Source organism: Vibrio sp. 1641, from assembly GCF_033339995.1.
GTDB lineage: Bacteria > Pseudomonadota > Gammaproteobacteria > Enterobacterales > Vibrionaceae > Vibrio > Vibrio alginolyticus.
In genome coordinates this window covers 266,430-289,565 of record NZ_JAWOVP010000002.1, presented here as the reverse complement: position 1 = coordinate 289,565, position 23,136 = coordinate 266,430, and the positions used below count along the sequence as shown (strand labels likewise).

Sequence of the window (23,136 nt, the reverse complement as noted above, 5' to 3'; positions counted from 1 at the left end):
AAGCATAAAAAATGGCGACTCTACCGTCGCCATTTTTAAGCCTCAATGCTATTTACAGTTACAGCGTCAATAAGTAATTAACTAATTGATTGTACTCGTCGTAAGTACGAATTTCGTTGGCCAAAACAATGTATTTATTGTTCACAACCACACCCGGAACCCCTCTTAACGTGCTGGCAGAAAATTGCTTATCAAAACCTTTCTGCATTGAGTTTACGGCGAAACTGTTGTAAGCCGCATCAAACTTCTTACCTTCTACGCCATTATCAACGAAGAGTTGTTTCAGCTCAGCTTCGTCTTTTGGCGCTTGTCGCTTTTGATGAATTTGGGCAAACATGGCAGGAATCATTGTATCTTCAACCCCGAGCGACACCATCGTCGCGTAGGACTTGGCCATCGGAATCGCCATATCTCCGCCCATGAACCCCACATGTACCTTTTCAAACTTTGCCTCTTTTGGCAGAGCAGGTTTTAAACGCTCAATAAGCGACTCAAACTTGTAGCAATGTGGGCAATAAAAAGAAAAGAATTCCGTCACAACAGGTTTCGATGCTTTCTTAACATCCAGAACTTTGTAGTGCTTCCCTTCTTCAAATTGCGCTGCATGAGCGGTAAAAGTCAGTAAAAGTGCACTACATAAGGCAAGTAGTTTTTTCATTGTTTATTTCCTTGTGGCATTCAAATGCCAAATCATTTCATTTGGTAAAAAGGGGTAAACCCCAAGTAATTTGAGATGAGGAATTAAACAATCGGAGGACGATAAAGCTTGGTGATCACTGTCACTACTTTTTCGACTAGAGGCCTATCAATCAAAGCAAGGCTATAAGGAAGAAGCAGTAAGTCGTTTTGAGATAAGTTGGCGGGAATTTTGACCATGCAGGAAGAGCTACAACTCGTGTGAGATTGTTGTGCCTTATTGATGGCTGACTCATCGTGATGTGATTCTACGCAGTCGTCATTGACGCCAAGTTGTTTGTGTAGAGCAGCCTGTTGAACAATAAGATCGCGTACTTCAATTGTTTTCATCGGAGCGGAAGCCTGCGCCACAGGAGCGACACTACTCAAAAGCATAGCAACTAAGCAAACTATCGCAGTCAACAATGTACGGTTAAACTTCAACATAGCTACATCAAGGAAAATGGTGATTTAAGATAATACATGATAACGGTTTGACTTCAAGATACGGACTCTCGGCTCGCTAACAAACTCTGTTCTTTGACTATTTTAGGCTAGTGAATTTTCTCTCTAACGCTCCCTCAGTACACGAAACCAGCACAACGAGCTATTCACCGTTCGGATACTCCCCTCATCAGATACCAGCAACAATTCTATAAAACTTGAAATCATTATGAAACACGAGTAATAGTTAGAACAGTTTTTGTACGAACAAGGAAAGATCAATGCTTAAAAAAAGATTCTTTAAGACAAAAGATGAAGTCGAAGTCACGTTCGAGCTAGATAAAGATCAGTGGGACTCTGTCCAAATTGCTGGAGACTTCAACAACTGGCAGCCAGAACCGATGAAATTAGTGAAGAAAAGTCGTCAGTTTAAATTTAAAACCCGCTTACCTAAAGCGCAGAATGTTCAGTTCCGTTACTTGCTCGATGATGCGAAGTGGGAAAATGACCCACAAGCTGATGCTTACGTTCCAAATGTTTTTGGCAGCGACAACAGCGTCGTGTGTACCACCGAATAAGCGGTAATTTCGCTTTAAGATTCCATACCTAGGCGCAAACGTTGCGCCTTTTTACATCTCCCGAAATGTGATTGGTGATTAGATTTAAATCATTAATTGGCAATTTTATCCAATTAACTCATCCGATAACCTTATTCTGAGAAAGCTTTATTTGAAATAATTCGTAAATTTGTTTAAGTTCCATTGATATTAAATATTGTATACATCACTTAAATGAACGCACAACAAATCAAACCATCTCTAATCATTGTGGAAGACGATCCCAAATTACAAACTATGTTGGGTGAGTATTTTGTTGAACAAGGTTTTCAGGTCAAATGTATCGACAATGGGACGGACGCACCCAATGCGATTATTGACACACAACCAGACGTGGTGCTGTTAGATTTGATGCTACCCGGGCAAGATGGTCTGAGTGTATGTCGTCAAATCCGAGAATGCTACAAAGGCAAAGTGTTGATGCTGACAGCAAGTGATGATGACTTCGATCATGTCGCCGCATTAGAAATAGGCGCAGATGACTTTGTTACTAAACCCATCAAACCTCGCGTATTGCTGGCTCGTATTCGCATGCTATTAAGAAGAAAAGAGGCGGCGCCTACCGAGTCCGAAAACGGCCTACAAATTGGTGTTCTGTGTTTAAACCGATTGCGTAAATCGTGCGTAATGAACCAAGAAGAAATTGCGCTGACAGACGGCGAGTTCGATTTGTTGTGGGTTCTTGCAACGCATGCTGAAAAAACACTATCACGCGAGTGGCTGACCAAAACACTGCGTGGTATTGAATACGATGGAACAGACCGCACCATTGATAATCGCATAGTGACACTGAGAAAGAAGCTAGGCGATGCTTCTTGCTCACCACAAAAAATCATTACCGTTCGCGGCAAAGGCTACCTATTTATGCCTGATGCATGGAATGAATAATGAGACGGATTTATCTGGAAAGCTTTGTTGGCCTTATCATTCTGTTTATGGCTAGCTTGTGGGGATACGAGTTCTTAGTTTATGAGATCAACACAGATTATGACTACCTATTACAAGAGCATGAGGGTCAAGCTTTTCACGATCTGATCTACCCTATCTATAAAGAACACGGATTAGAATATACTCAACAACAGTTGGAACAATTTGCCACATCAAGCCATCGTTTGTTGGTGCCTCATACGCTTGAAGAGCTTCCAACAGACATCAAAAAGGCGTTTGAAAGTGATACCTCCGTTAACGTCGCTTACGATGAAGAAAGGGATATCTGGTTCCGCCTAGATGCGAGCACGCCTATCTTTAAAATGAGCGATAATCCGAATAGTCCTGTGGTTAAAGCAGCCAACTTTGATGACAATATCGTTTGGTTGTTCTTTTTAGCTGGATTTGCTCTGTATTGCATATTGTTGATCTGGTTCTTAAGCCGTCGGATTCGAGAGCTAGAGAGAGTGACCGTTGAGTTTGCCTCAGGTAACTTCAAGGCTCGAGCTAGTACCTCAAGCGCTAAGTCTGTTGGGACGTTAAACAAAAGCTTTAACACGATGGCCGATAAAGTATCTCGCTTGATCACTAGCAATAAAATGCTAACTAACGCCGTTGCACATGAATTGCGTACCCCAATCTTCCGCTTACAATGGCAAGCAGATTTGTTATCGGATTCAACCTTAACTGAACAACAGAAAAAGTATGTTTACAGTATCGTCGAAGACATTGACGAGATGGAAGAAATGGTTGAAGAATTGCTTTACTACGCAAAGATGGAGCGTCCTGACACAGCATTACAAACTCAAGAAGAAGTCGTCCTATTCAACTTAGTCAAAGAATTACGACAGAGATGGCAAAAAGAGACTACGCTCGGTATTTCGCTTCAAGAAGTAAACTCAGAAAACGTTCTCGCGTTTGCTGACCCAAAATTGTTAAAGCGAGCCTTAGATAACTTGCTGCGCAATGCAATGCGGTACGCGGATAAGCAGATTTTAGTAGAGATAAAACACGATCAGCACCGCTGCTTCATCAATGTTCATGATGATGGCATAGGTATTGAAGAAAAGCATTGGCCTCATCTATTCGAACCATTTTACAGCGCGGATGAATCTCGCAACAAAAAGACGAGCGGGTTTGGGCTCGGTTTGGCGATTGTCAGACAGATAATGGAGCTTCAACGTGGAGAAGTTTCGATTTGCCATAGCCCACTTGGAGGAGCTTGCTTCACACTTAGCCTCAAAAAATCAGACAGTTAACTTAACCTTCCTACCCCATTTACAGAAGACGACACTTCAATACACTCAAGCGACAGAGCCCAACAATAAAACAGTGTACATTTAATCCATAAGATTCACACACTAAATGGATAGTACTCATGTATAAATCTTTTATCCTGATTATGGCGCTTACTTCTACGCTTACAGCTTGCGCCTACAACCAAAAACCTGTCGTCGACATGACCAATGTTGACCCTAGTACATATGAACAAGACTTTCTTTACTGCCAAGGCTATGCAGAAAATGTCGACAAATCAGAGGCAGCGAAATCTGAAGCCACTAATGGGGCAGTTACAGGCGCATTGATCGGCGCAGCTGCTGGTGCGCTAGAAGACGGATTAGGTGGAGCGGCTGTCGGTGCTGCTGCCGGCGGTGCTGTAGGAGCTGGAGCTGGTGCTTTGAGTGGAACAAATGATTCAACCAAAACTCAATCTCTCGTATTGCGTAAATGCCTCCAGCACAAAGGCTATACCGTCTACGATCTTGATTAAATAAGCACTTTTCTTAAATTATCGCGCGATGGATTCTATTCACAAATGTTTCACGCTGTAACGATTAATCTCGTTACCTCTCTGGGATATGTGTTCCATCCCAATGCTTAAATAGTAAGGTCATATTTTGAAGCCAGGTAAAACAGGTATACGCCGTGTCATGGATGCGACCGGCTATTCATTTCAAGGATTGAAAGCCGCATGGACACACGAAGCCGCTTTTAGACAAGAACTGATTCTCGCCTTGGTGCTTTCCGTCTGTGCTTTTTTCCTTCCTGTCACCACATACGAAAGAGTGCTGATGATCAGTAGCCTGTTCTTGGTATTGATCGTCGAACTCATTAATTCCGCCGTAGAAGCGGTTGTCGACCGTGTTAGCGATGACTGGCACGAGCTCAGTGGTAGAGCCAAAGATATTGGCTCAGCAGCAGTATTTGTTGCGTTAACTCTTGCCCTTTTTATTTGGGCTTCGTTCTTGCTCTAATTTTTATTCAAGACACTCATTATGAAGACACATGATTTACAACAGAGAGGTATCTCTTACGTTACCTTTACTTTCCTGTTGGCGCTGTATTTCGCTCTCGTCGTAAATATCCCTATTTATAAAGAACTGATCGGCATCTTTACACACTTAGATAATGTCAAGATTGGATTTATTATCACAATACCAATTTTCTTTCTTGCCGCGCTCAATTTCCTTTTTAATTTATTTAGTTGGCCTTGGATCGGCAAGCCGTTCTTTATAATTTTAATCATTGTTTCAAGTATGGTGAGCTACGCAAGCTATAACTATGGCACACTTTTCGATTCTGGAATGATTGCCAATATTGTTGAAACCGATTCGAGCGAGGCGAGTTCTTACCTGAGTGCTCACTCTGTAATTTGGACGCTGATTATGGGAGTTATCCCATCGATAATTGTCTTTAAGGTCAAGCTGCAATCTCAACGTCACCAATTACTGTACTTCTCTGTTACCAAATTAGTATCGATGCTGTCGTCGCTAGCTGTCATCGCCGTCATTGCCAGCGTGTACTATCAAGACTACGCATCTGTAGGGCGCAACAATAGCCACCTAAAAAAAATCATCATACCCACCCAGTTCGTTTACAGCGCGACCGGGTATGTGAAGGAGAAATATTTCACCACGCCAGAGCCATATCGAGAAATCGGCACAGATGCAAAGCAGTCAAATAGCGCCGTACAGCAAGCACAGAGCAAACCAACACTACTGGTTTTTGTCGTAGGAGAAACCGCTCGAACTCAGAACTACCAACTCAATGGCTATACACGAGAGACAAACCCTTATACTAGTAAATTGGATGTTATCTCATTTCAAGACGTCGCATCTTGTGGCACCGCGACTGCTGTATCTGTGCCTTGTATGTTTTCACAGCTCACGCGAAACGAGTTTGAACGCGCCAGAGCGGATAACCAGGACAATGCTCTCGATATAATGCAGCGCGCCGGGGTTGACCTCATTTGGAAAGAAAATGACGGTGGGGATAAAGAAGTAGCCCACAAGATCAAGAAAATCGAAGTGGATCGAAAGCAAGTAAGCCCTATGTGTAATGGCCAAACTTGTTACGACATGGCGCTATTAGATCATTTTGATCAGGAAGTCGCGGATATGCACGGTAACCGAGTGGTCGCCATGCACCTTATAGGAAGCCACGGTCCGACCTACTTTCAGCGTTACCCAAGAGACAACGCCTTCTTTAAACCAGACTGTCCACGTGCAGATATCGAAAACTGTAGCATCGAACAAATAGTGAACACATATGACAATACAATACGCTACACCGATCTTGTATTGGCAGAAACCATCAAAAAACTTAAAGCGTTAGAGTCTGAGTATAATACCGCGCTAATTTACATATCGGATCACGGTGAGTCACTAGGCGAAAACGGATTGTTCTTACATGGTATGCCTTATGGCCTTGCACCAGATTTCCAAAAACGCGTTCCTTTGATTATGTGGCTGTCTTCGGGCTTTAAACAAGCGAAGCAGATCAATACCGACTGTTTGTATATACAAGCACAGAATGCAGGCCAATACTCACATGATAACGTGTTCCACTCTTTATTAGGCATTATGGATGTACAAACTCAAGCCTACGATAGCAAGTTAGATATATTCAAAGCCTGCCGAGCCGTTTCCTAAATCATTCAATAAAGCCTGGCTCAAAGTGTGAATCAGGCTTTTTCTAACAAGGTATTTAAACTCATCGCCGCGCCAAGCGTTATACTGACAGTCCGCGATCCATACATCGAGATAAGGACTAGGATGAAAATTGGTATTATTGGTCTAGGGGATATCGCTCAGAAAGCATACCTTCCTGTTATCACTCAGCTTCCAAATATCGAACTTGTATTTTGTACCCGCAACCCAAACACACTTGAGAGCCTGGCTAAGCAGTATCGAATCTCAGAGATCTGCCAAGACTACCAGCAACTTCTGCACTTTGGCGTCGATGCCGTCATGATTCATGCGGCAACAAGCGTACACCCTCAAATAGCGGCATTTTTTCTGCAGCATGGAATTCCAACCTTTGTCGACAAACCATTAGCGAATAGTGCTGATGACGTGGAAAAGCTGTACGACATTGCCGAAAAAGAGAGACAGCCACTCTATGTGGGCTTTAACCGTCGTCACATTCCACTTTACAACCAACATATGCCACAAGTGCAGCAAGGCAACATATCTGACTTAAAGTCGCTACGCTGGGAAAAGAACCGTCACCAACTACCGGGGGATGTTCGTACCTTTATATTTGATGATTTTATTCACCCATTAGACAGCGTTAACGTCACAGCCAAAGCCGATCTAAAAGATGCTTATGTAACTCATCAACTTGAAGGTGGTCAGTTGGCGCGTTTAGATATTCAGTGGCAACATGGAGATACTTTGCTCCACGCCTCGATGAATCGCCACTTCGGTATCACTACAGAGCGCGTTCAAGCTTGTTATGCAAACAAGGCAGTTGAGTTCGACTCCTTCGTTGAAGGCAAACTATGGCAAGCTAACCAAGAGCAAAAAATCAATTTGAAAGACTGGACGCCAATGCTAACGAGTAAAGGTTTCCATTCGATGTTGCTCGATTGGTTTGGCGTCGTTGAGTCTGGAAATATTGCTGATGAAGTAGTAACACGCAACATTGCTAGCCATCGATTGGCAGAGCAAGTTTGTCAATATCTCGAGAAAGTTGTCTCTAGATAATGCGATTCTTGGCTATATGCTTGATTGAGTATTACGCTCTATACTAAAAAGACTTGCCTTAAGGAAGGCATTCATTCTCTGTTAAGACTACGGCGATTATTCTATCAATCAGGTGAATGAGGGCACAAAAGCACACATCGACAAAACAGACGGTTTAGATTTGTTTTACGGTGCTCTCAGGTATCTGAATCATCACATTCAAGAATAAAGGAAATAGAATGAGAACACTTGGTAACATCATTTGGTTTGTATTTGGTGGCGTATTTATGGGGTTGCTATGGTGGTTTTTTGGTATTTTGGCCTTTATTAGCATCATCGGAATACCTTGGGGGCGTGCGTGTATCGTTATGGGTAATTTTTCCTTTTTCCCATTCGGTAAAGAGGCCATCTCACGCGATGAATTGACCAATGAAATGGACATTGGCACGAGTCCGCTCGGCGTTATTGGTAACGTCCTTTGGTTTGTATTTGCAGGCCTTTGGTTAGCTATCGGTCACGTACTTTCTGCCGCAGCATGCTTTGTCACCATAATCGGCATTCCGTTTGCGCTCCAACACCTCAAGCTAGCGGTTATTTCACTCGCACCAATTGGTAAAACGGTTGTATCGTCAGAAGAAGCTGCAATGGCTCGATACAACATCAATCGTTAGCAAAAAGCTAATGCGCTTTCTATCCTCTGGGCAGTCATGCTCAGAGGGTAACGCCCGTCAAAAGTAAGCCTATAATCGCTATCGCATATTCAATAATGGCTGATTGTATATTCATACCGTCACCTTTACGTTGAAGTTTATCCTAGCTCAGCACTGCTTTACTTTTATAATTAATTAATACGCCCAATCGAGTTCAAGATGCTAGACTCATAGCGTCGTCACTGACTCAAACTCCAAGAACGACGTAACGAAAAAGCGAGCTATCCTATGCTCGAAATATGGATTCTTTCCCCCTCGAAGTAGAGTTCAACAACAAAAAGACGAACTATAATCATAGCCAAAATTAATGCTTTTCGACCTAAAATATCTCACATCAATCAAAGAAAGCTTCTAAGATTTTCTCTTTTTGAGTAAATATAGAGAGTTACAGTAGCGAAATTCTTCTCGGTAAAACTCCCCACTCAATCTCATGATCAGTTTTTTTAAAAAACAACAAAAATTCGTTGTTATCTAGAGTAATTATTTTATTTGTCGCAGAGCAATTCCATCAATATCATTTGCGACATCGGAGTGCTAGAGCATTGAACTTTTTAGCATTTATCACAGGTATAGAACGTAAAAAACCTTTTATTACTTATTTTTCTTTTTACATATGTTCTAACTCAACGTCTATTCAGACAGGAATATACCGTGGATAAATATCAAGCAGCTTATGCTAAGCGTCTAGAGAAACTAAATGGGGATCCATCTCCTAAAACGATAGCCCGCCTTTCGGCTTGGGATGCGTTTTTTAACAAGGAGTACGAGCTCCAAGACTTGGAATACCAGCTATCGGACGCTGCGCACCAGCACTATGAACAGTCGCATGCGAAGAGCGACATTAGCTTCAAAGAATTCAAACGAGCGTTCTATAATGAATCCATCAAAATTTACAATTTAACTGATGGCGCTTCTATCCAGAAAGTATTCACCCCATTACTTTTGCTTACAACGCTCTGGATAGTGTTTGTATGCCTATTTAACAAGTGATCATCAAACTATTCCAACAACGATCAGTATGGGACTACAGGTATGGCTCTATGTAAGGGGGCTAATTCGCTCGGTCTCCTTCACTAAATTAGCGACTCAATTACCCGCAATTCCATAGGCTAAAAGTGACAAGGGCATCCGTTGATGCCCTTTTTATTCAAAGGAACGCAACCTAGACCTTTGGCCCACTTGGGTATAAAACCATTATGCGTTAAGCTGCACGCTATTATCCGATTGATAAAGAGTGGAGCGAAGTGATGGAAAAAGTAGGCTCTCGAGCATTGATTGTCGAAGGTGGAGCCATGCGAGGCGTATTTTCATGCGGCATACTCGATCATTTTCTTGCTAGCGAGTTCTCTCCATTTGATAGCTTTTGGGGAGTGTCTGCGGGTGCTAGCAACTTGGCTGCCTACTTAGCTAAAATGCCCGGACGTAACTTAAAAATCTACCTCGATTACAGCTTAAGAAAAGAATTTATCTCTCCATCTCAACTTCTACGTGGTGGTGATATGATGAACTTAGACTGGATGTGGAATGTCACCCTCGAAGAACTTGGCATCGATAAATCTGCGCTCAAAGCTGATTCACGACCTTTCTTTTTAGGCGTGACGCGTCAAGACAATGGGCAAGCGGAGTACCACCTTCCTGATGTCGACGACTTGGCAGAAACAATGAAAGCCAGCAGCGCACTGCCTGTACTTTACCGAAATGGCGTATCACTGAACGGAATTAGATACGTTGATGGTGGCGTCTCAGACGCACTTCCTGTTGCAGAAGCAATAAATCGAGGAGCCAAAAAGATTATGGTTTTACGCAGTCAGCCCGCAAGCTATCAAAAGCCAAGAGGAAGATTCAGCGCCCTAACTAGGAAGATGTTGAAAGAAACGCCCGGATTAATTGAACCGATGTTGACACGTGAAGTTCGCTACAATCAGACCTTAGCGCTGATCAACAACCCACCACCTGGTATCGAAATCATTCAAGTGTGTCCTCCTGAAACATTCAAGTTGAAACGGCTGAGTCGATCGCCAGCACCACTGCGTCATGCTTATGAGTTAGGAATTGAAGCAGGAAAGGAAGCCATCATACGCTGGAGTCAGAAGTAGAAAAAAGCCACGTGGATTAAACGTGGCTAACGCAAATTCGATGGCAGTGGATTATCGTATTTGCTTCTGGTCGAGCCCAATATTCAGGCTCAAAACTGTTTTAATTTGCTCGCTAACTGAGAAAGCGAGTAGACTGTCAAAACTAGTAAGTTTCAAACAACCCAGAGTTGTAGTCTTGGATGGCTTGTTCTATCTCTTCCATGCTATTCATGACAAAAGGGCCATAATGCACCACGGGTTCATTAATTGGCTCACCTATAAAGATCAGTGCACCACTCTCTTTTTCGGCCTGCAATTCAACCCATTCACCTTTCGATAAAATGGCCATTTCGCCTTGATTGATCTCACGACCTTTTAATTGAATACGACCTTTATAGACATAGAGCATCATGTTGTTGTCTTGATCCGTGTTCAAATTCAAAGCTTGACCACCCATCGCTCTCCAATCGGCTACCGTGGCAGCAACACCTGTCTCTGTTAGCGGCCCCTGAATTCGTTCGTTGTTTATAGTCATATGACCCGCAATCAAACGTACAACCCCCGTATTCGGAGTATCAAACTCAGTGATCGTTTCAGGTTGAAAGTCATGATATTGAGCTGGCTGCATCTTATTTTTCGCAGGCTGGTTAATCCAAATTTGGAAACCATGCAGTTCGCCTTCCCTCATAATAGGCATTTCGCTATGGATGACGCCTCTTCCTGCTGCCATCCACTGTGCGCCACCGGAACGAAGCTCGCCAACATTATCCATATGATCACGATGCTGGAAATGACCTTTCAACATATAAGTAAGCGTCTCGATACCGCGGTGCGGATGCGGAGGGAAACCGCCGATATAGTCAGCACGGTCTTCTGATTTGAGTTCATCCATCATCAAAAATGGAGAAAAGCTAGCATGATTGAAACCCGCTACTCGGCGAATTTTCACTCCATCACCATCAGCAGTAGGTTGCGCAGGAATAAGCTGACGAATTTCTCTGAATGTACTCATACTAGTTCTCCTAGTTTATCTTTGTGACCGCTTGCAAATCGCATGTTCAATCTATGGCTATCGATAAGGTTCTATTTTAGGTTGATGAGCTAAAATTATGAGCCATACTATTCGTTCTACTTATTCAACTTTTTCGAACAATACAATTTATCGAGTTAATAATGAGCACATTTAATTTATCTAAAATAAATGTAGCTATTTTCTAAACAAGGTGTATAGTGTGCCTTGGCTCTTAGAAGAGAGCTGTTAATGCAACATTTAGTTTAAGTTTCCTCTCAGTAAAATCTTGAATCCCCAATTCAGACACCTGCGTACAACTTCCTCTTGATTGAACATTCAATAGCTTAGAAAAGATCCACAAAACAAATCATAATTTTAATGTTTAATTCAAAGGTATTTTTATGTCTAAAGTAACTGGTTCAGTAAAATGGTTTAACGAAACTAAAGGCTTCGGTTTTCTATCTCAAGACAACGGCGGCCAAGATGTATTCGTACACTTTAACGCTATCGTTTCTGACGGTTTCAAAACACTGACTGAAGGTCAGAAAGTAAGCTTCAATGTAGAGCAAGGTAAAAAAGGTCCTCAAGCGACTGAAGTAACTCCTCTATAAGACTGCTTTTCTTGGTGTAGCATGCCCATGCTGCACCAAACCTCTCTCCTTCAAAAATATTCTTTCATCAATCACTCAGCCTAATTTTAGGCATTGCTTTGTGCTATCTAAAATAAACTGAATAGTACTGCTTAATTTATTATTTATAGGAAAAATCATGTCCTCAAAAAGAACTGGCCGTCAAAGGCATTGGTATCAATTACTTAACAAAGAGAAAATCACTAAAAAACAGGAGAATAAATGTTAGAAATTGAATTTAATTTAGAACAACCTCAAACCTCTTGGAACGCTAAAATACATCAATTAAATGGTGATATTTTACGAAGGCACGTATTACCGAAACTTCTTTCTCATAGCTTCATGATCGATTTTGAATATTGTGAGAAAACGCAATCTGGAACTATTCTCTGTGATTCAGGTTCAAAGTTAGGAAGTTTTACTGTTAACTGATTCAGTTTTCATGCATTAATGGATAATGCAACTAATTTGGAAGGTATCCAATGGCTAGAAAAAGTAAGAAGCAGTCAGAAAAAGACAAAAAAGAGTCTGAACAAAACGCGGCGGCGGTAAAGCAGAAAACTCGACGCCGCATAGAAGACATTATGGAACAAAGAGAATTTGATAAGTTATTCGATCTATAAATGCTCTCTAGTGCTTTCTCTGCCTTTATCGTTGTGCAAGGTACCGCCACCTACCTTTGCTCAAACGAATCTCCACTCTTTTAGACTACTCTTCTAATTACACGTGCCTCTCACACACGCAAAAACAACTGGCTCCTCTATACTCAAGTGACTTGCAAATAGTCGTTTCGCTCACAGGAAACCCCGTGACTAATGACAGTTAGGTTATTTGCGTATAGCCAAAGCGATATTTTTGCGTATAATCCCTCTCGTTTGCTTCGTATAACCCCAATGATATGGTTTGGGGGTCTCTACCAGTTCCCGCAAAGTGCTGATTACGAAGAGTTGAGATCATCGTGGGTCTTACTCTTTGTGATAGCGTTCGATTTATTTCTATCTATACCTATTCTTAGAGTAACTGCATCCACAATACACATAAGGTGGAATATGAACGCATTTATTCAAGGTCTTCCAAAAGTAGAGCTGCACTTACATATCGAAGGTTCACTTGAGCCGGAACTCTTATTCAAATTAGCAAAACGAAACGGCATCGAGATCCCTTACTCTTCTCCGAGTGAACTACGCAGCGCATATCAGTTCACAGACTTACAATCATTTCTCGACCTCTATTACCAAGGAGCGGGAGTTCTGCGTACGGAGCAAGATTTTTACGATCTCACTTGGGAATACTTACTGCACTGTAAAGAAGACAACGTTGTTCATACCGAAATCTTTTTTGACCCTCAAACACACACAGAACGCGGCATAGACTTTGACACTGTTATCAATGGAATCGCTCGCGCGCTAAAAGATGGTCACGAAAAACTTGGCATTACCTCGCAAATTATTGCGTGTTTTCTCCGTCACCTTTCAGAAGAGAGCGCCATAGAGACCCTACAGGCTATTCTGAAACACCGTGATAAGATCATTGGTGTTGGACTAGATTCTTCAGAACAAGGTCATCCGCCAGCTAAATTCAAGCGCGTATTTAAACAAGCAGTAGAAGAAGGCTTACTTACCGTTGCTCACGCAGGTGAAGAAGGCCCCGCACAAAATATTAGCGATGCAATTGAAATGCTTTACGTGAGCCGCGTGGATCACGGTGTTCGCTGTGTTGATGATGAAGCATTAGTTGAATCCTTAATCGAAAGCCAAATGCCACTGACAGTGTGTCCGTTATCGAATCTTAAGCTATGTGTATTCGACGATATGAAAGATCACAATATTGTGGATTTGCTACGAAAAGGTGTCGCCGTAACGATTAACTCAGACGATCCTGTGTACTTTGGTGGCTACATGACGGATAACTTTCTGGCCGTCAACAACGCACATCCAATGAGTAAGAGTGAACTTGCCCAATTTACAATGAACGCGATTGATGCCAGCTTTATCGATAACGAGTTAAAGGCGAAATATCGTCACCTTGTTAGCCAATACGTAAACCAGCACGAAGCGTTGCAATAAAGGCATCAGTACCACGCCTTAGGTCAAACGCGTAGGTATTAAAACCCTACAAAGACTCTGTGGTTAACCGCATTTATAAACGCTAGACTGAGAAAGCTAAACTAGCACACAAAAAGGAATAGAATCATGATTCAACAAGGCCAAGCTCTACCAGTTGCAACTCTAAGTGAGTTGACGGCCGATGGTATGGTTAACCACGACGTTACAGAACTGTTTGCGAACAAGAAAGTCGTACTCTTTGCTGTACCTGGCGCATTCACCCCTACCTGTTCAGAAGCCCATCTACCAGGCTATGTAGTATTAGCTGATGAGCTAAAGGCAAAAGGTGTTGATTTAATTGCGTGCGTTTCTGTAAACGATGCATTTGTGATGCAAGCGTGGGGCGAAGCTCAAAACGCTTCTGAGATTCTGATGTTGGGTGATGGCGACGCTAGCTTTACTAAAGCATTGGGTCTTGAAATGGATACAGGCGGCTTTGGTGGTATTCGCTCACAACGTTACGCAATGATCATTGAAAACGGCACAGTGACTAAGCTAAACGTTGAAGAGCCAAAAGAGTTTGAAGCAAGCAAAGCAGAAACGATTTTAGCGGCGCTTTAAGCTTACTCCTAAATACAAAAACGGAAGCCATCGCTTCCGTTTTTTGTTGGCTAACGCATTCTCACAACACTCGTTTGTTGCTTACGCTGCATTTCCGCAAAAGTCAGCACAAACGGGGATGACTGCTTTACACGGCTTGGTAATGAAGAAAGCGCATTGTAGGCATCCTGTTTCGTTTTAAAATCACCAACAGTTACCGTATACCAACGCGTGCCTCGGCTGTTTTTCCAGTTAACCCAAACCGGATGCTTAGGATCGATATAGCGAATATAATCTTTCACATCTTTTTCTTGCTTTAGCGCGAGTACCTGCATCGTGTAATGGTTTGGGTTTAAATAACCATATGCATCCTGAGAGGTCATGACTCCAACACATTGGCCGCTATCGACCTCCTGCTGGTAAGGCATAGCGCAGCCCATGAGCGATAAAATCAATGTCAAAGATAAAATCTTGTGCACGTGTCACTCCATTCTTGTTCTAGTTTCTTTTCTCTCGCACCCAAAAACACAAAACGCTCTTGGTCAGGTAAAACACACCCTTACAAGAAGGCCTGCGTTTTAACGCAACGAGTATTCCAAAAACGTAAGGCGACCACGTTGGTCGCCTTAGTAAACTGATTTAATAGAAAATTAACAAGATAGAGTGATATAGACAGAAGTTTGCTACTGTTTAGAACCAGCTAGCGACCAATTGCTTAAACCAGTCTAAAATTCGCTTGAATAAACTGCCTTCCTCCACGGACTCCAATGCAACGAGCTCGGCTTCATTTACGACCTTACCGTCGACTTTGTAAAGCACTTTACCAACCACTTGTTGCTCAGAAATTGGCGCAACTAAATCACCGTTGTATTCAACTTCCGCTTGCAGATTTTTTACATCTCCTTTTGGCAAAGTGAGATAAACATCGTTAGCTACGCCGACAGTAAGCTCGTCTTTTTCGCCCATCCAAACTCGAGCTTTCGCAAGTTCCGCACCCGCCTCAGTCGGCATTACCGTATCGTAAAAGCGGAAGCCATAACTCAACAGCTGCTTGCTTTCTGATTCACGAACATTCTCACTCTTCGCTCCCATCACTACGGCAATCAAACGCATATCACCTTGTGTTGCAGAAGTCGCTAGACTATAACCCGCGCCGCTTGTATAACCAGTTTTCATGCCATCGACATTCATACTACGATCACGAAGCAAGCCATTACGGTTGTATTGAGTGATGCCATTGTAAGTAAACGAGGTTTCGCTATACAGCGGATAGATATCAGGTAAGTCACGAATAATCGCTTGGCCCAACTTGGCAATATCATAAGGTGTCGAATATAAACCGTCACTGTCTAGGCCGTGAGGGTTGGTGAATGCCGTGTTAGACAATTCAAGCTTGGCGGCCCAACTATTCATCAAACTCACAAACCCTGATTCACTTCCCGCAACATGCTCAGCAATAGCGACACTGGCATCGTTACCAGATTGAACAATCAGACCACGGTATAAGTCAGACAAAGAAACGGAAGTATTGACTTCAATAAACATTTTTGAAGAATCTGGGAAATTTTTTGCCCAAGCATTTCGGCTGATGACAACCTCATCATTCAACGTAATATTGCCTGTATTAATTTCTTGACCAGCTACATAAGCAGTCATCAACTTCGTTAAACTCGCGGGGTTTAAACGTTTGTGGGCATCACGTTCAACCAGTACTTTCCCCGTATGGAAGTCCATCAAAACATAACCACGAGAACTGAGTTCCGGCGCATTTGGCACAACTGAAGGCGCAGCATAAGCCAACGAGGATACAGCAGCGAACCCTGTAATTAACACTGTGTGTAATATAGTACTTTTTCTCATCATGACATCTTATCTTAATAGCATTTAAGGCTTACAAACGGTACCCGAATGAATTCAAAGCGCGGGATTACCTAGTTAAAAAACGAGTATATTGAAACGGCGCTCAGTTACAGCCACCTTGTTACGATTGGTTACTTTTACTCAATGTTTGTCGAAAATAATGAGAGGTAGGTAGAGGTTTCGTCTTGAAGAATGAAACAGGAGCGAAAATAATTCCGTAACGCTATGTTTTTTGAGAGGAGAGAAAAAGCGCACAAGTCAATTCAGGGAGTAAGTTGGTATAGGAAAAGTAGTTGAGCTTTTATCCATATCTAAATAGGAAACAACAAAAACAACCAACAATAAGTCCAGTTAATTACTTACCAAGAAAACATATTGAAAACGCATCATAAAATCGCAATTAATTATCGATAAATTTAAAAACCTCAGATTATAATTTATGTAAATTTCATTTATTATTAAATCGGAGAAAAATACAGCTTTCCTTTCTTAAAACTAAGAGACGATTTTTTCGATGTTTTTAGGTTTATCTCATCAGAGAACTTGGTATAACAGTGAGGGATAAGGCATCCGGACTTAGCGCGAAAGGATAACCCACTGTTATTTAAGTTCACACGCTGCTTTTTAATTACTAGAGACTTTAAACTGCGGTTACCTTCGGTTTGTGCGGCTATTCTTTGACGTATCCCAACCCAGTACGACTCAAACGACGACATCATACATATCCTCTTTCATGATATAAGCATTAATAATTAAACATCGCTAAAAGCTAAGCTTGTCTTAAATAAAAGTACTAGAAATTAATTTTATTTCTTCAAAACAAATCAACCCGCATATTCCACATAAATTTAGTGGTTATGTCAAATATTAATTATCATTAATTTTATTTATAATGGATATAAAATCAGTTTATAATTTTTAAATAATTTAATTATTAGAAAGCAGTATGACCAGTCCATATTTAACATGGAAATATGAGCTTTGTTTTGCATCATAATATATAAATACATTAAAGATTCATCTACGAACTAAATGCTCTTCAAGAGGTGATATAAATTAGCATTTCGAGACTAAATGAGAATAAAAATAGCGCACCGTATATGGTGCGCTATAGATTTGATTAAGGTCACTGTATAAGCATAGATAAAACTAAACTCATTTGACGTAGCTAGGCCAAGATTGCTTATGGTTTAAGTTTCAATACTTTATCAATATCTTCTGCGCTGTGGCGCTCAGGTAACTGCTCCCATTCTTCACCCCATGAACGGTTCACAATTCGACCACGTTTTACCGCTTCACGCTCATCAATTACTTTTGCCCAACGCACAACGTTTTTGTAGCTTTCTACGTCTAAGAATTCAGCCGCATCGTAAGCACGACCCAACACAAGGTTGCCGTACCATGGCCATGTTGCGATATCAGCGATGCTGTACTCATCGCCACCTAGGAATTCATTGTTCGCAAGACGCTTGTCTAATACATCTAACTGACGTTTTGCTTCCATTGTAAAGCGGTTGATTGGGTACTCGAACTTCTCTGGTGCGTACGCGTAGAAGTGACCAAAACCACCGCCTAGATATGGCGCAGAACCTTGCAGCCAGAATAACCAGTTCATTACCTCAGCACGCTTAGCGCCTTCTTTTGGTAAGAAATGATCAAACTTCTCTGCTAGATAAAACAAGATGTTGCCAGATTCAAACACGTTCACTGGCTCAGAACCCGAACGGTCAACCAATGCCGGAATTTTAGAGTTTGGGTTAACAGCCACAAAGCCAGAGCCAAACTGGTCGCCATCGCCAATCTTAATCAGGTATGCATCGTATTCTGCTGCCGTTACGCCAGCCGCCAAAAGCTCTTCAAACATGATCGTCACTTTCTGACCATTTGGGGTACCCATTGAGTAAAGTTGGAATGGGTGCTCACCAACTGGAAGCTCTTGCTCATGACGTGCGCCAGAATCCGGACGGTTGATGCTCGCCCACTGACCGCCGTTTTCATTATCGTTTGTCCAAACTTTTGGTGGAATGTATTCGTTAGCCATTGTTTTCCCTTATTGTGTTTGAATGCATCTTCAAACTGACGGGTCTTACGCGCCAGCAAGCATTATTAACATCACCTCTTCGCCAACTGCGATTAGGCATACTCAAGATATTAGGTCGAATTCGCTAAATAAAAGTCCTGTAATCTCTTTTAGTTAGAACCTTTGGTTATGGGATTTTCTTTCACGCTATAAGTAAAAACGTCACGGTAATGTGAACTAGGTTCGAGATGCCAACGATGAGTAAGCTACACTCGGCGGCGCACCTCTATTTGGGGATTTAGAACAACCGCTAAACTTCAAAGTCACCAAGAATGAAGTTGTTCTGGATACCTTAGTTCAAACAACTTACGTGCGTGATAGGCAGTTAAGTTAGATAGTTAGAAAGAAAAACGCCCTTCACTAAATCAATGAAGGGCGTTTTAATGTATTCGAAACCGTTACTTAGCTGATTCAAACAAACCAGAAATACCTTTCAAAGGGAAAAGCCTTGCTTGCTCCAACCCTCTCAACGTTACCGTATTCAGGTCATCAATAAAGAAACGACTGGTCATCGTGTGTTTGCCACCATTAATGAAAATCTCGATGACAGAATTGTCGATATATATATCAATCGTCTGCTTAGCGTCCAATCTTGGTGCTTTTCGAATGCTACCAAATTCTTCTGCGTACAAATGAGACATGTGACGACGGTCCAGCATAAACTCGTGCTTTGTCGCACTAAAGACGATGTTGTCACCTTTGAGGTTACTCAGCTCAAGTTCAAAGCCATCGCCCTCAAGGTCTAATTGGATCAAACAACTTGTGCTTTCCAGTGTATGGGACTGTGCAAAGACTACCTCTTCTTTTCTTAAACTCTCCAATTCAGGGAGTGGAGTTTGAACAAGAAAACCATCTTTCAACGTTAGTTCTCTAGGAAGAGACAACATTCCTGCCCACTGGTGTGTGACCGATGGCGTGTCGATTTCTGGCAACCCTATCCATGCAATAAGAATGCGACGCCCATTCTCATCTAAATAGGTTTGTGGGGCGTAGAAATCAAACCCATAATCTGGCTGTAAAATATCTTGGTGGTTTTCTAAAGTCATCGACTCTAGGTTCAACTGATCACCCACGATATACGCGACAGAATAGATGTTTTTGAAATCATAAGGATTACTACTGCTCACGCCCTGTGGAGAAAACAGCATCACCGATTGACCATTAATCTCAAATAAATCAGGACACTCCCACATGTACCCAAGGTCAGAGAACTTGGTCTTGATAGGACCTTTATGCTGCCACGTTTTCAAATCTTTGCTTTGATAGAGCGCCATAGAACCATGCTCGGTTTTGGTTTGAGCACCCACCACCATCAAATAGTCGTCGCCTTTCTTCCAAACTTTTGGGTCACGAAAGTGCTCCGTGTAATGTTCGTTCTCAATGACTACACCGTGCTTTTCAATGCTGCCGTCTGAATCCATGGTGGCAAAACACTGTGTTGGGATTCGATTCCAGTTTTGGTCACGCTTGTTGCCAGTAAAAAACAGCAAAGCCTTGTTGTTTTCCACCAAAGCGCCGCCCGAATAGACACCATGTGAATCGTAGTCTTGGTCGGGATGAAGACCCACGCCATGATCAGTAAAATGGATGAAGTCTTTAGTAGAAAGGTGATACCAATACTTCATTCCATGGACTGGTCCCACAGGCGTCCACTGGTAAAAGATGTGGTGCTCACCATTGAAATAGCACAACCCATTTGGGTCATTTAACAGCCCAAATCTAGGGGCGATATGAAAACTAGGAAAGCCTTTATCTTGCTGACGTGAAAGTGTCATTTCTTCGATATCACACTGAGGGATTTGCTCAAGTCGACGATATCTTTGCTCTACAGTCCAACGGTTGTTTAAGCTCATAATTTTTCTCAACTGAAATTGGATCTGAAGATCATTGCCCAATAAATTGCAGCAACTCTGTCTGGGTCGGAAGCGCGGTCATTGCGCCTTTTTGCGTCGTCGCTAATGCACCACAGCCATTTGCCCATTGAATCGCAGAGCTAACAACAGGATGATTTTTCCAATCGTCATGCCGAGACAGGCATGCCAGTAGCCCTCCGACAAAAGCATCACCCGCACCTGTGGTGTCAATCGGACTAACGACTTGACCTGTGATCAGTTCACTCTGACTTTCAAAGACGCGCCAAACACCTTTCGCACCTTGTGTCACCAAGACCAAAGCAATATTCAAAGAGGCTATTTGTTGTAAACCTTGCGCCATCGACGTTGAGTCAGTTAAGAACAAAAGCTCTTCTTCAGAGAACTTAACCACATCGGCCATCGCTACAGCCTTCATCACGACAGCTTGGATTTCTGATTGATCTTGCCACACTTCATCACGCAAGTTAGGGTCAAAGCTAATGAAACCACCAGCGGCTTTTGCTCTTTTGATCGCCTCAAATGTGCTGCTTCTACTTGGCTCCTTTGCCAGTGAAATTGAGCAAACGTGTAGCCAGTCACCTTGCTTAAAGTTTGGGATGTCTTCAACAGACATAAACTGATCAGCGCTCGGTTTTACCATAAACGTAAAGCTGCGCTCACCTTGCTCGTCTAAATCCACCACCACTGTTGATGTTCTTTGCTCAGGATCTTTAACGAGAAATTCCGTGCTCACGCCCTCTTGATCGAGCGTTGATTGCATGAAGCGACCAAATGGGTCATCACCTACACGTCCAAAAAACGCACTCTTACCAGATAGACGAGCAATTGCTACGGCGACATTCGCTGGTGCACCACCGGGACATTTGAGTAAAGAAGTCTCAGATTCCGGTATTAGATCGACAACAGCATCACCAGTTACCCACACTTGATTCATCTTGCTTACCTTGAAATTAAAGCCCTGATAGTCCAACGTGTTGAACACCTTCACTACCAAGTAAAAATTGAAAAAGGCTAGCCAAGCCATTAGTGCTTGGCTAGCACCCCAAACATTTAGGAAAAGAAGTGGATTTTGGGGGACTCCACCCTTAAGGAGTTCAGATTAAGCCGCTGCTTTTCTACCAACTTTAGCGCGGTCACGCATACCAAGAACAATGGTGAGAACAAATGCGGTCAAGAACGCGATCACCATACCCGCGATGTAGTATCCAATCTTCTCTGGCGTAATAGAAATGATGCCTGGAAGACCTGCTGCACCCAATGCCTGAGCTTTCACATTAAACATTGTAATGAACGCGCTCGATAACGCCGCAGCGCAAACTGCCGCAATAAATGGGTAACGTAGTTTTAGATTAACACCAAACATGGCTGGCTCTGTAATACCCAGCAAACCCGTAACACCCGATGGAATCGCAATACCTTTCATCTTCTTATCTTTGCTCATCACGCCCACCGCCAACGCTGCCGCTCCTTGAGAAACGTTAGACATCGCCGCAATAGGAAAGATAAAGGTGCCGCCCGTCGTCGCAATATCCGCAAGAAGTTGAGTTTCAATCGCAATGAAGCTGTGATGCATACCAGTAATAACAAACGGAGCATAAATAAGACCAAATACCGCACCACCAACAAAGCCAGCAGTGTTGTATAGCCAGTTCAGACCATCACCCAATAGGAAACCGATATCACGCGTGAACGGACCGACGACAGTAAACGTCAGCAAACCCGCTATGAAAATCGCCAGTAATGGCGTTAAAAGGTTGTCTAAAACAGAAGGTATGACTTTACGTAAGCCTAGCTCAACCTTCGCAAGAATGAATGCCGATACCAAAACCGGTAACACCGAACCTTGGTAACCCACTTTTTGGATTTCAAAGCCAAGAATATTCCAAACCGGAATGTTGCCAGACACAGATGCGCCGCCGAATCCCCAACCATTCAGCAAGTCAGGGTGAACCATCAACATACCTAGCGCCGCCCCTAAATATGGGTTACCGCCAAACTTCTTACTGGCTGAAAATGCCAGCAGAATAGGCAGGTAAACAAACGGCGCGTTCGCAAACGTGTTGATCATGTTCGCCAAGTCTGTCAGTCCTGGGTTGGCATCAATCAAAGATTTGCCATCAATGAACAAGCCTTGAGCAGTCAATAGGTTATAGATACCCATCAACAAACCACCAGCGACGATTGCGGGAATGATTGGGACGAAAATATCAGACAGCCCTTTCACCGCGCGCTGAACAATGTTTTGTTTCTCTGCGCCAGCAGACGCAACGTCGTTGGTGGACATTTCATTCATCCCCGTCAACTTCGCCATTTCTGCATAAACTTGGTTTACGATGCCTGATCCAAAAATGATTTGGTACTGACCCGCAACTTTGAACTGCCCTTTTACTCCTTCAAGGTTATCAATCGCTTGTTCATCTATTTTTTGCTCATCTGCAACGGCAAGGCGTAAGCGTGTCGCACAATGCGCAAGTGCGGTGATGTTGCTTTTACCACCTAATAGAGTTAACAACTCTTTTGCTACTGCCGGATAATTCATTTCATACCCCATTGGATTATTATCTGAGCTTGCGAAATTTTCGGGAACGTTTGCAAAACAGATTTTTGCTCAATAAAACCAA

At 42.6% G+C, this 23,136-nt stretch carries 24 protein-coding genes, 1 pseudogene and 1 riboswitch; of the genes and pseudogenes, 16 read left to right on the top strand and 9 right to left on the bottom strand.

Going from position 1 to position 23,136, the window contains the following annotated elements; translation table 11 throughout:
• Window positions 1-58: 58 nt before the first annotated feature.
• The gene (locus R7Z47_RS05355) at window positions 59-658 is read right to left on the bottom strand and encodes a thiol:disulfide interchange protein DsbA/DsbL (protein ID WP_005373667.1); all 600 of its coding nucleotides are present in this window, start codon (window positions 656-658) and stop codon (window positions 59-61) included.
• Window positions 659-741: 83 nt separating this feature from the next.
• Window positions 742-1,122 carry a hypothetical protein gene (locus R7Z47_RS05350; RefSeq protein ID WP_005373669.1) on the bottom strand — a complete coding sequence of 127 codons (381 nt, stop codon included), beginning with the start codon at window positions 1,120-1,122 and terminating at the stop codon, window positions 742-744.
• Between the two features lie 278 nt (window positions 1,123-1,400).
• On the opposite strand from R7Z47_RS05350, the gene R7Z47_RS05345 reads away from it, so the two are divergent.
• The 10 genes from R7Z47_RS05345 (at window position 1,401) to R7Z47_RS05300 (ending at window position 10,436) form a co-directional block, all read left to right on the top strand.
• Entirely contained in the window at window positions 1,401-1,697 is a 297-nt protein-coding gene (locus R7Z47_RS05345; protein WP_017635151.1) for an isoamylase early set domain-containing protein, read from the top strand.
• A gap of 213 nt (window positions 1,698-1,910) precedes the next feature.
• Window positions 1,911-2,624, top strand: a complete 714-nt coding sequence (locus R7Z47_RS05340) for a response regulator (RefSeq protein WP_005373673.1) — start codon at window positions 1,911-1,913, stop codon at window positions 2,622-2,624.
• Entirely contained in the window at window positions 2,624-3,922 is a 1,299-nt protein-coding gene (locus R7Z47_RS05335) for an ATP-binding protein (RefSeq protein ID WP_017819858.1), read from the top strand. The genes R7Z47_RS05340 and R7Z47_RS05335 overlap by 1 nt, the downstream gene beginning before the upstream one ends.
• Before the next feature lie 119 nt (window positions 3,923-4,041).
• On the top strand, window positions 4,042-4,434 hold the full coding sequence (locus tag R7Z47_RS05330) for a hypothetical protein (RefSeq protein ID WP_005385575.1): 393 nt from the start codon (window positions 4,042-4,044) through the stop codon (window positions 4,432-4,434).
• A 127-nt stretch (window positions 4,435-4,561) separates the two neighbouring features.
• Window positions 4,562-4,918 carry a diacylglycerol kinase gene (locus tag R7Z47_RS05325; protein ID WP_017635149.1) on the top strand — a complete coding sequence of 119 codons (357 nt, stop codon included), beginning with the start codon at window positions 4,562-4,564 and terminating at the stop codon, window positions 4,916-4,918.
• A 21-nt stretch (window positions 4,919-4,939) separates the two neighbouring features.
• Window positions 4,940-6,595, top strand: a complete 1,656-nt coding sequence (locus R7Z47_RS05320; RefSeq protein ID WP_206957469.1) for a phosphoethanolamine transferase — start codon at window positions 4,940-4,942, stop codon at window positions 6,593-6,595.
• Window positions 6,596-6,718: 123 nt separating this feature from the next.
• On the top strand, window positions 6,719-7,651 hold the full coding sequence (locus tag R7Z47_RS05315) for a Gfo/Idh/MocA family protein (protein WP_262606693.1): 933 nt from the start codon (window positions 6,719-6,721) through the stop codon (window positions 7,649-7,651).
• A 218-nt stretch (window positions 7,652-7,869) separates the two neighbouring features.
• Window positions 7,870-8,301, top strand: coding sequence for a YccF domain-containing protein (locus R7Z47_RS05310; RefSeq protein ID WP_005373685.1), 432 nt, complete (start codon window positions 7,870-7,872; stop codon window positions 8,299-8,301).
• 690 nt (window positions 8,302-8,991) lie between these two features.
• Window positions 8,992-9,330 (top strand): hypothetical protein, encoded by a 339-nt coding sequence (locus R7Z47_RS05305; protein ID WP_017635147.1) that lies wholly within the window; start codon window positions 8,992-8,994, stop codon window positions 9,328-9,330.
• 257 nt (window positions 9,331-9,587) lie between these two features.
• Window positions 9,588-10,436: a patatin family protein gene (locus R7Z47_RS05300; RefSeq protein ID WP_262606694.1), complete on the top strand. Its 849-nt coding sequence runs from the start codon at window positions 9,588-9,590 to the stop codon at window positions 10,434-10,436.
• 142 nt (window positions 10,437-10,578) lie between these two features.
• Here the strand turns inward: R7Z47_RS05300 and R7Z47_RS05295 are convergent, their stop codons facing one another.
• Window positions 10,579-11,427, bottom strand: a complete 849-nt coding sequence (locus R7Z47_RS05295) for a pirin family protein (RefSeq protein ID WP_213972664.1) — start codon at window positions 11,425-11,427, stop codon at window positions 10,579-10,581.
• 401 nt (window positions 11,428-11,828) lie between these two features.
• On the opposite strand from R7Z47_RS05295, the gene R7Z47_RS05290 reads away from it, so the two are divergent.
• The 5 genes from R7Z47_RS05290 to R7Z47_RS05270 all read left to right on the top strand — a co-directional run bounded on the left by R7Z47_RS05290 (window position 11,829) and on the right by R7Z47_RS05270 (window position 14,722).
• Window positions 11,829-12,038 carry a cold-shock protein gene (locus R7Z47_RS05290; RefSeq protein ID WP_005373691.1) on the top strand — a complete coding sequence of 70 codons (210 nt, stop codon included), beginning with the start codon at window positions 11,829-11,831 and terminating at the stop codon, window positions 12,036-12,038.
• A gap of 240 nt (window positions 12,039-12,278) precedes the next feature.
• Entirely contained in the window at window positions 12,279-12,488 is a 210-nt protein-coding gene (locus tag R7Z47_RS05285) for a hypothetical protein (RefSeq protein WP_005373692.1), read from the top strand.
• A 50-nt stretch (window positions 12,489-12,538) separates the two neighbouring features.
• Window positions 12,539-12,679, top strand: a complete 141-nt coding sequence (locus tag R7Z47_RS05280) for a PA3496 family putative envelope integrity protein (protein WP_017633782.1) — start codon at window positions 12,539-12,541, stop codon at window positions 12,677-12,679.
• Between the two features lie 237 nt (window positions 12,680-12,916).
• Window positions 12,917-13,016, top strand: a riboswitch (purine riboswitch).
• 89 nt (window positions 13,017-13,105) lie between these two features.
• Complete coding sequence (locus R7Z47_RS05275) at window positions 13,106-14,122, top strand: adenosine deaminase (RefSeq protein ID WP_005373696.1); 1,017 nt, start codon at window positions 13,106-13,108, stop codon at window positions 14,120-14,122.
• Window positions 14,123-14,248: 126 nt separating this feature from the next.
• Window positions 14,249-14,722 carry a peroxiredoxin gene (locus tag R7Z47_RS05270; RefSeq protein ID WP_005373699.1) on the top strand — a complete coding sequence of 158 codons (474 nt, stop codon included), beginning with the start codon at window positions 14,249-14,251 and terminating at the stop codon, window positions 14,720-14,722.
• A 50-nt stretch (window positions 14,723-14,772) separates the two neighbouring features.
• On the opposite strand, the gene R7Z47_RS05265 is transcribed toward R7Z47_RS05270, so the two are convergent.
• The 3 genes from R7Z47_RS05265 to yghU form a co-directional block, all read right to left on the bottom strand.
• Entirely contained in the window at window positions 14,773-15,180 is a 408-nt protein-coding gene (locus tag R7Z47_RS05265; RefSeq protein ID WP_005373701.1) for an SPOR domain-containing protein, read from the bottom strand.
• Window positions 15,181-15,391: 211 nt separating this feature from the next.
• On the bottom strand, window positions 15,392-16,561 hold the full coding sequence (locus R7Z47_RS05260) for a D-alanyl-D-alanine carboxypeptidase family protein (protein WP_017819852.1): 1,170 nt from the start codon (window positions 16,559-16,561) through the stop codon (window positions 15,392-15,394).
• A 1,183-nt stretch (window positions 16,562-17,744) separates the two neighbouring features.
• Window positions 17,745-18,602, bottom strand: a complete 858-nt coding sequence (yghU, locus tag R7Z47_RS05255) for a glutathione-dependent disulfide-bond oxidoreductase (RefSeq protein WP_005373705.1) — start codon at window positions 18,600-18,602, stop codon at window positions 17,745-17,747.
• A 253-nt stretch (window positions 18,603-18,855) separates the two neighbouring features.
• On the opposite strand from yghU, the pseudogene R7Z47_RS05250 reads away from it, so the two are divergent.
• A pseudogene (locus R7Z47_RS05250) lies at window positions 18,856-18,975 on the top strand (dihydrofolate reductase); the annotation flags it as partial.
• A gap of 64 nt (window positions 18,976-19,039) precedes the next feature.
• On the opposite strand, the gene R7Z47_RS05245 reads toward R7Z47_RS05250, so the two are convergent.
• The 3 genes from R7Z47_RS05245 to R7Z47_RS05235 all read right to left on the bottom strand — a co-directional run bounded on the left by R7Z47_RS05245 (window position 19,040) and on the right by R7Z47_RS05235 (window position 23,054).
• A complete protein-coding gene (locus tag R7Z47_RS05245) occupies window positions 19,040-20,494 on the bottom strand; it encodes a sucrose-6-phosphate hydrolase (protein ID WP_042523221.1) in 1,455 nt (484 codons plus the stop codon).
• Between the two features lie 31 nt (window positions 20,495-20,525).
• A complete protein-coding gene (locus R7Z47_RS05240) occupies window positions 20,526-21,449 on the bottom strand; it encodes an aminoimidazole riboside kinase (protein ID WP_262606695.1) in 924 nt (307 codons plus the stop codon).
• A 165-nt stretch (window positions 21,450-21,614) separates the two neighbouring features.
• A complete protein-coding gene (locus R7Z47_RS05235) occupies window positions 21,615-23,054 on the bottom strand; it encodes a sucrose-specific PTS transporter subunit IIBC (RefSeq protein ID WP_171344219.1) in 1,440 nt (479 codons plus the stop codon).
• Window positions 23,055-23,136 lie beyond the last annotated feature (82 nt).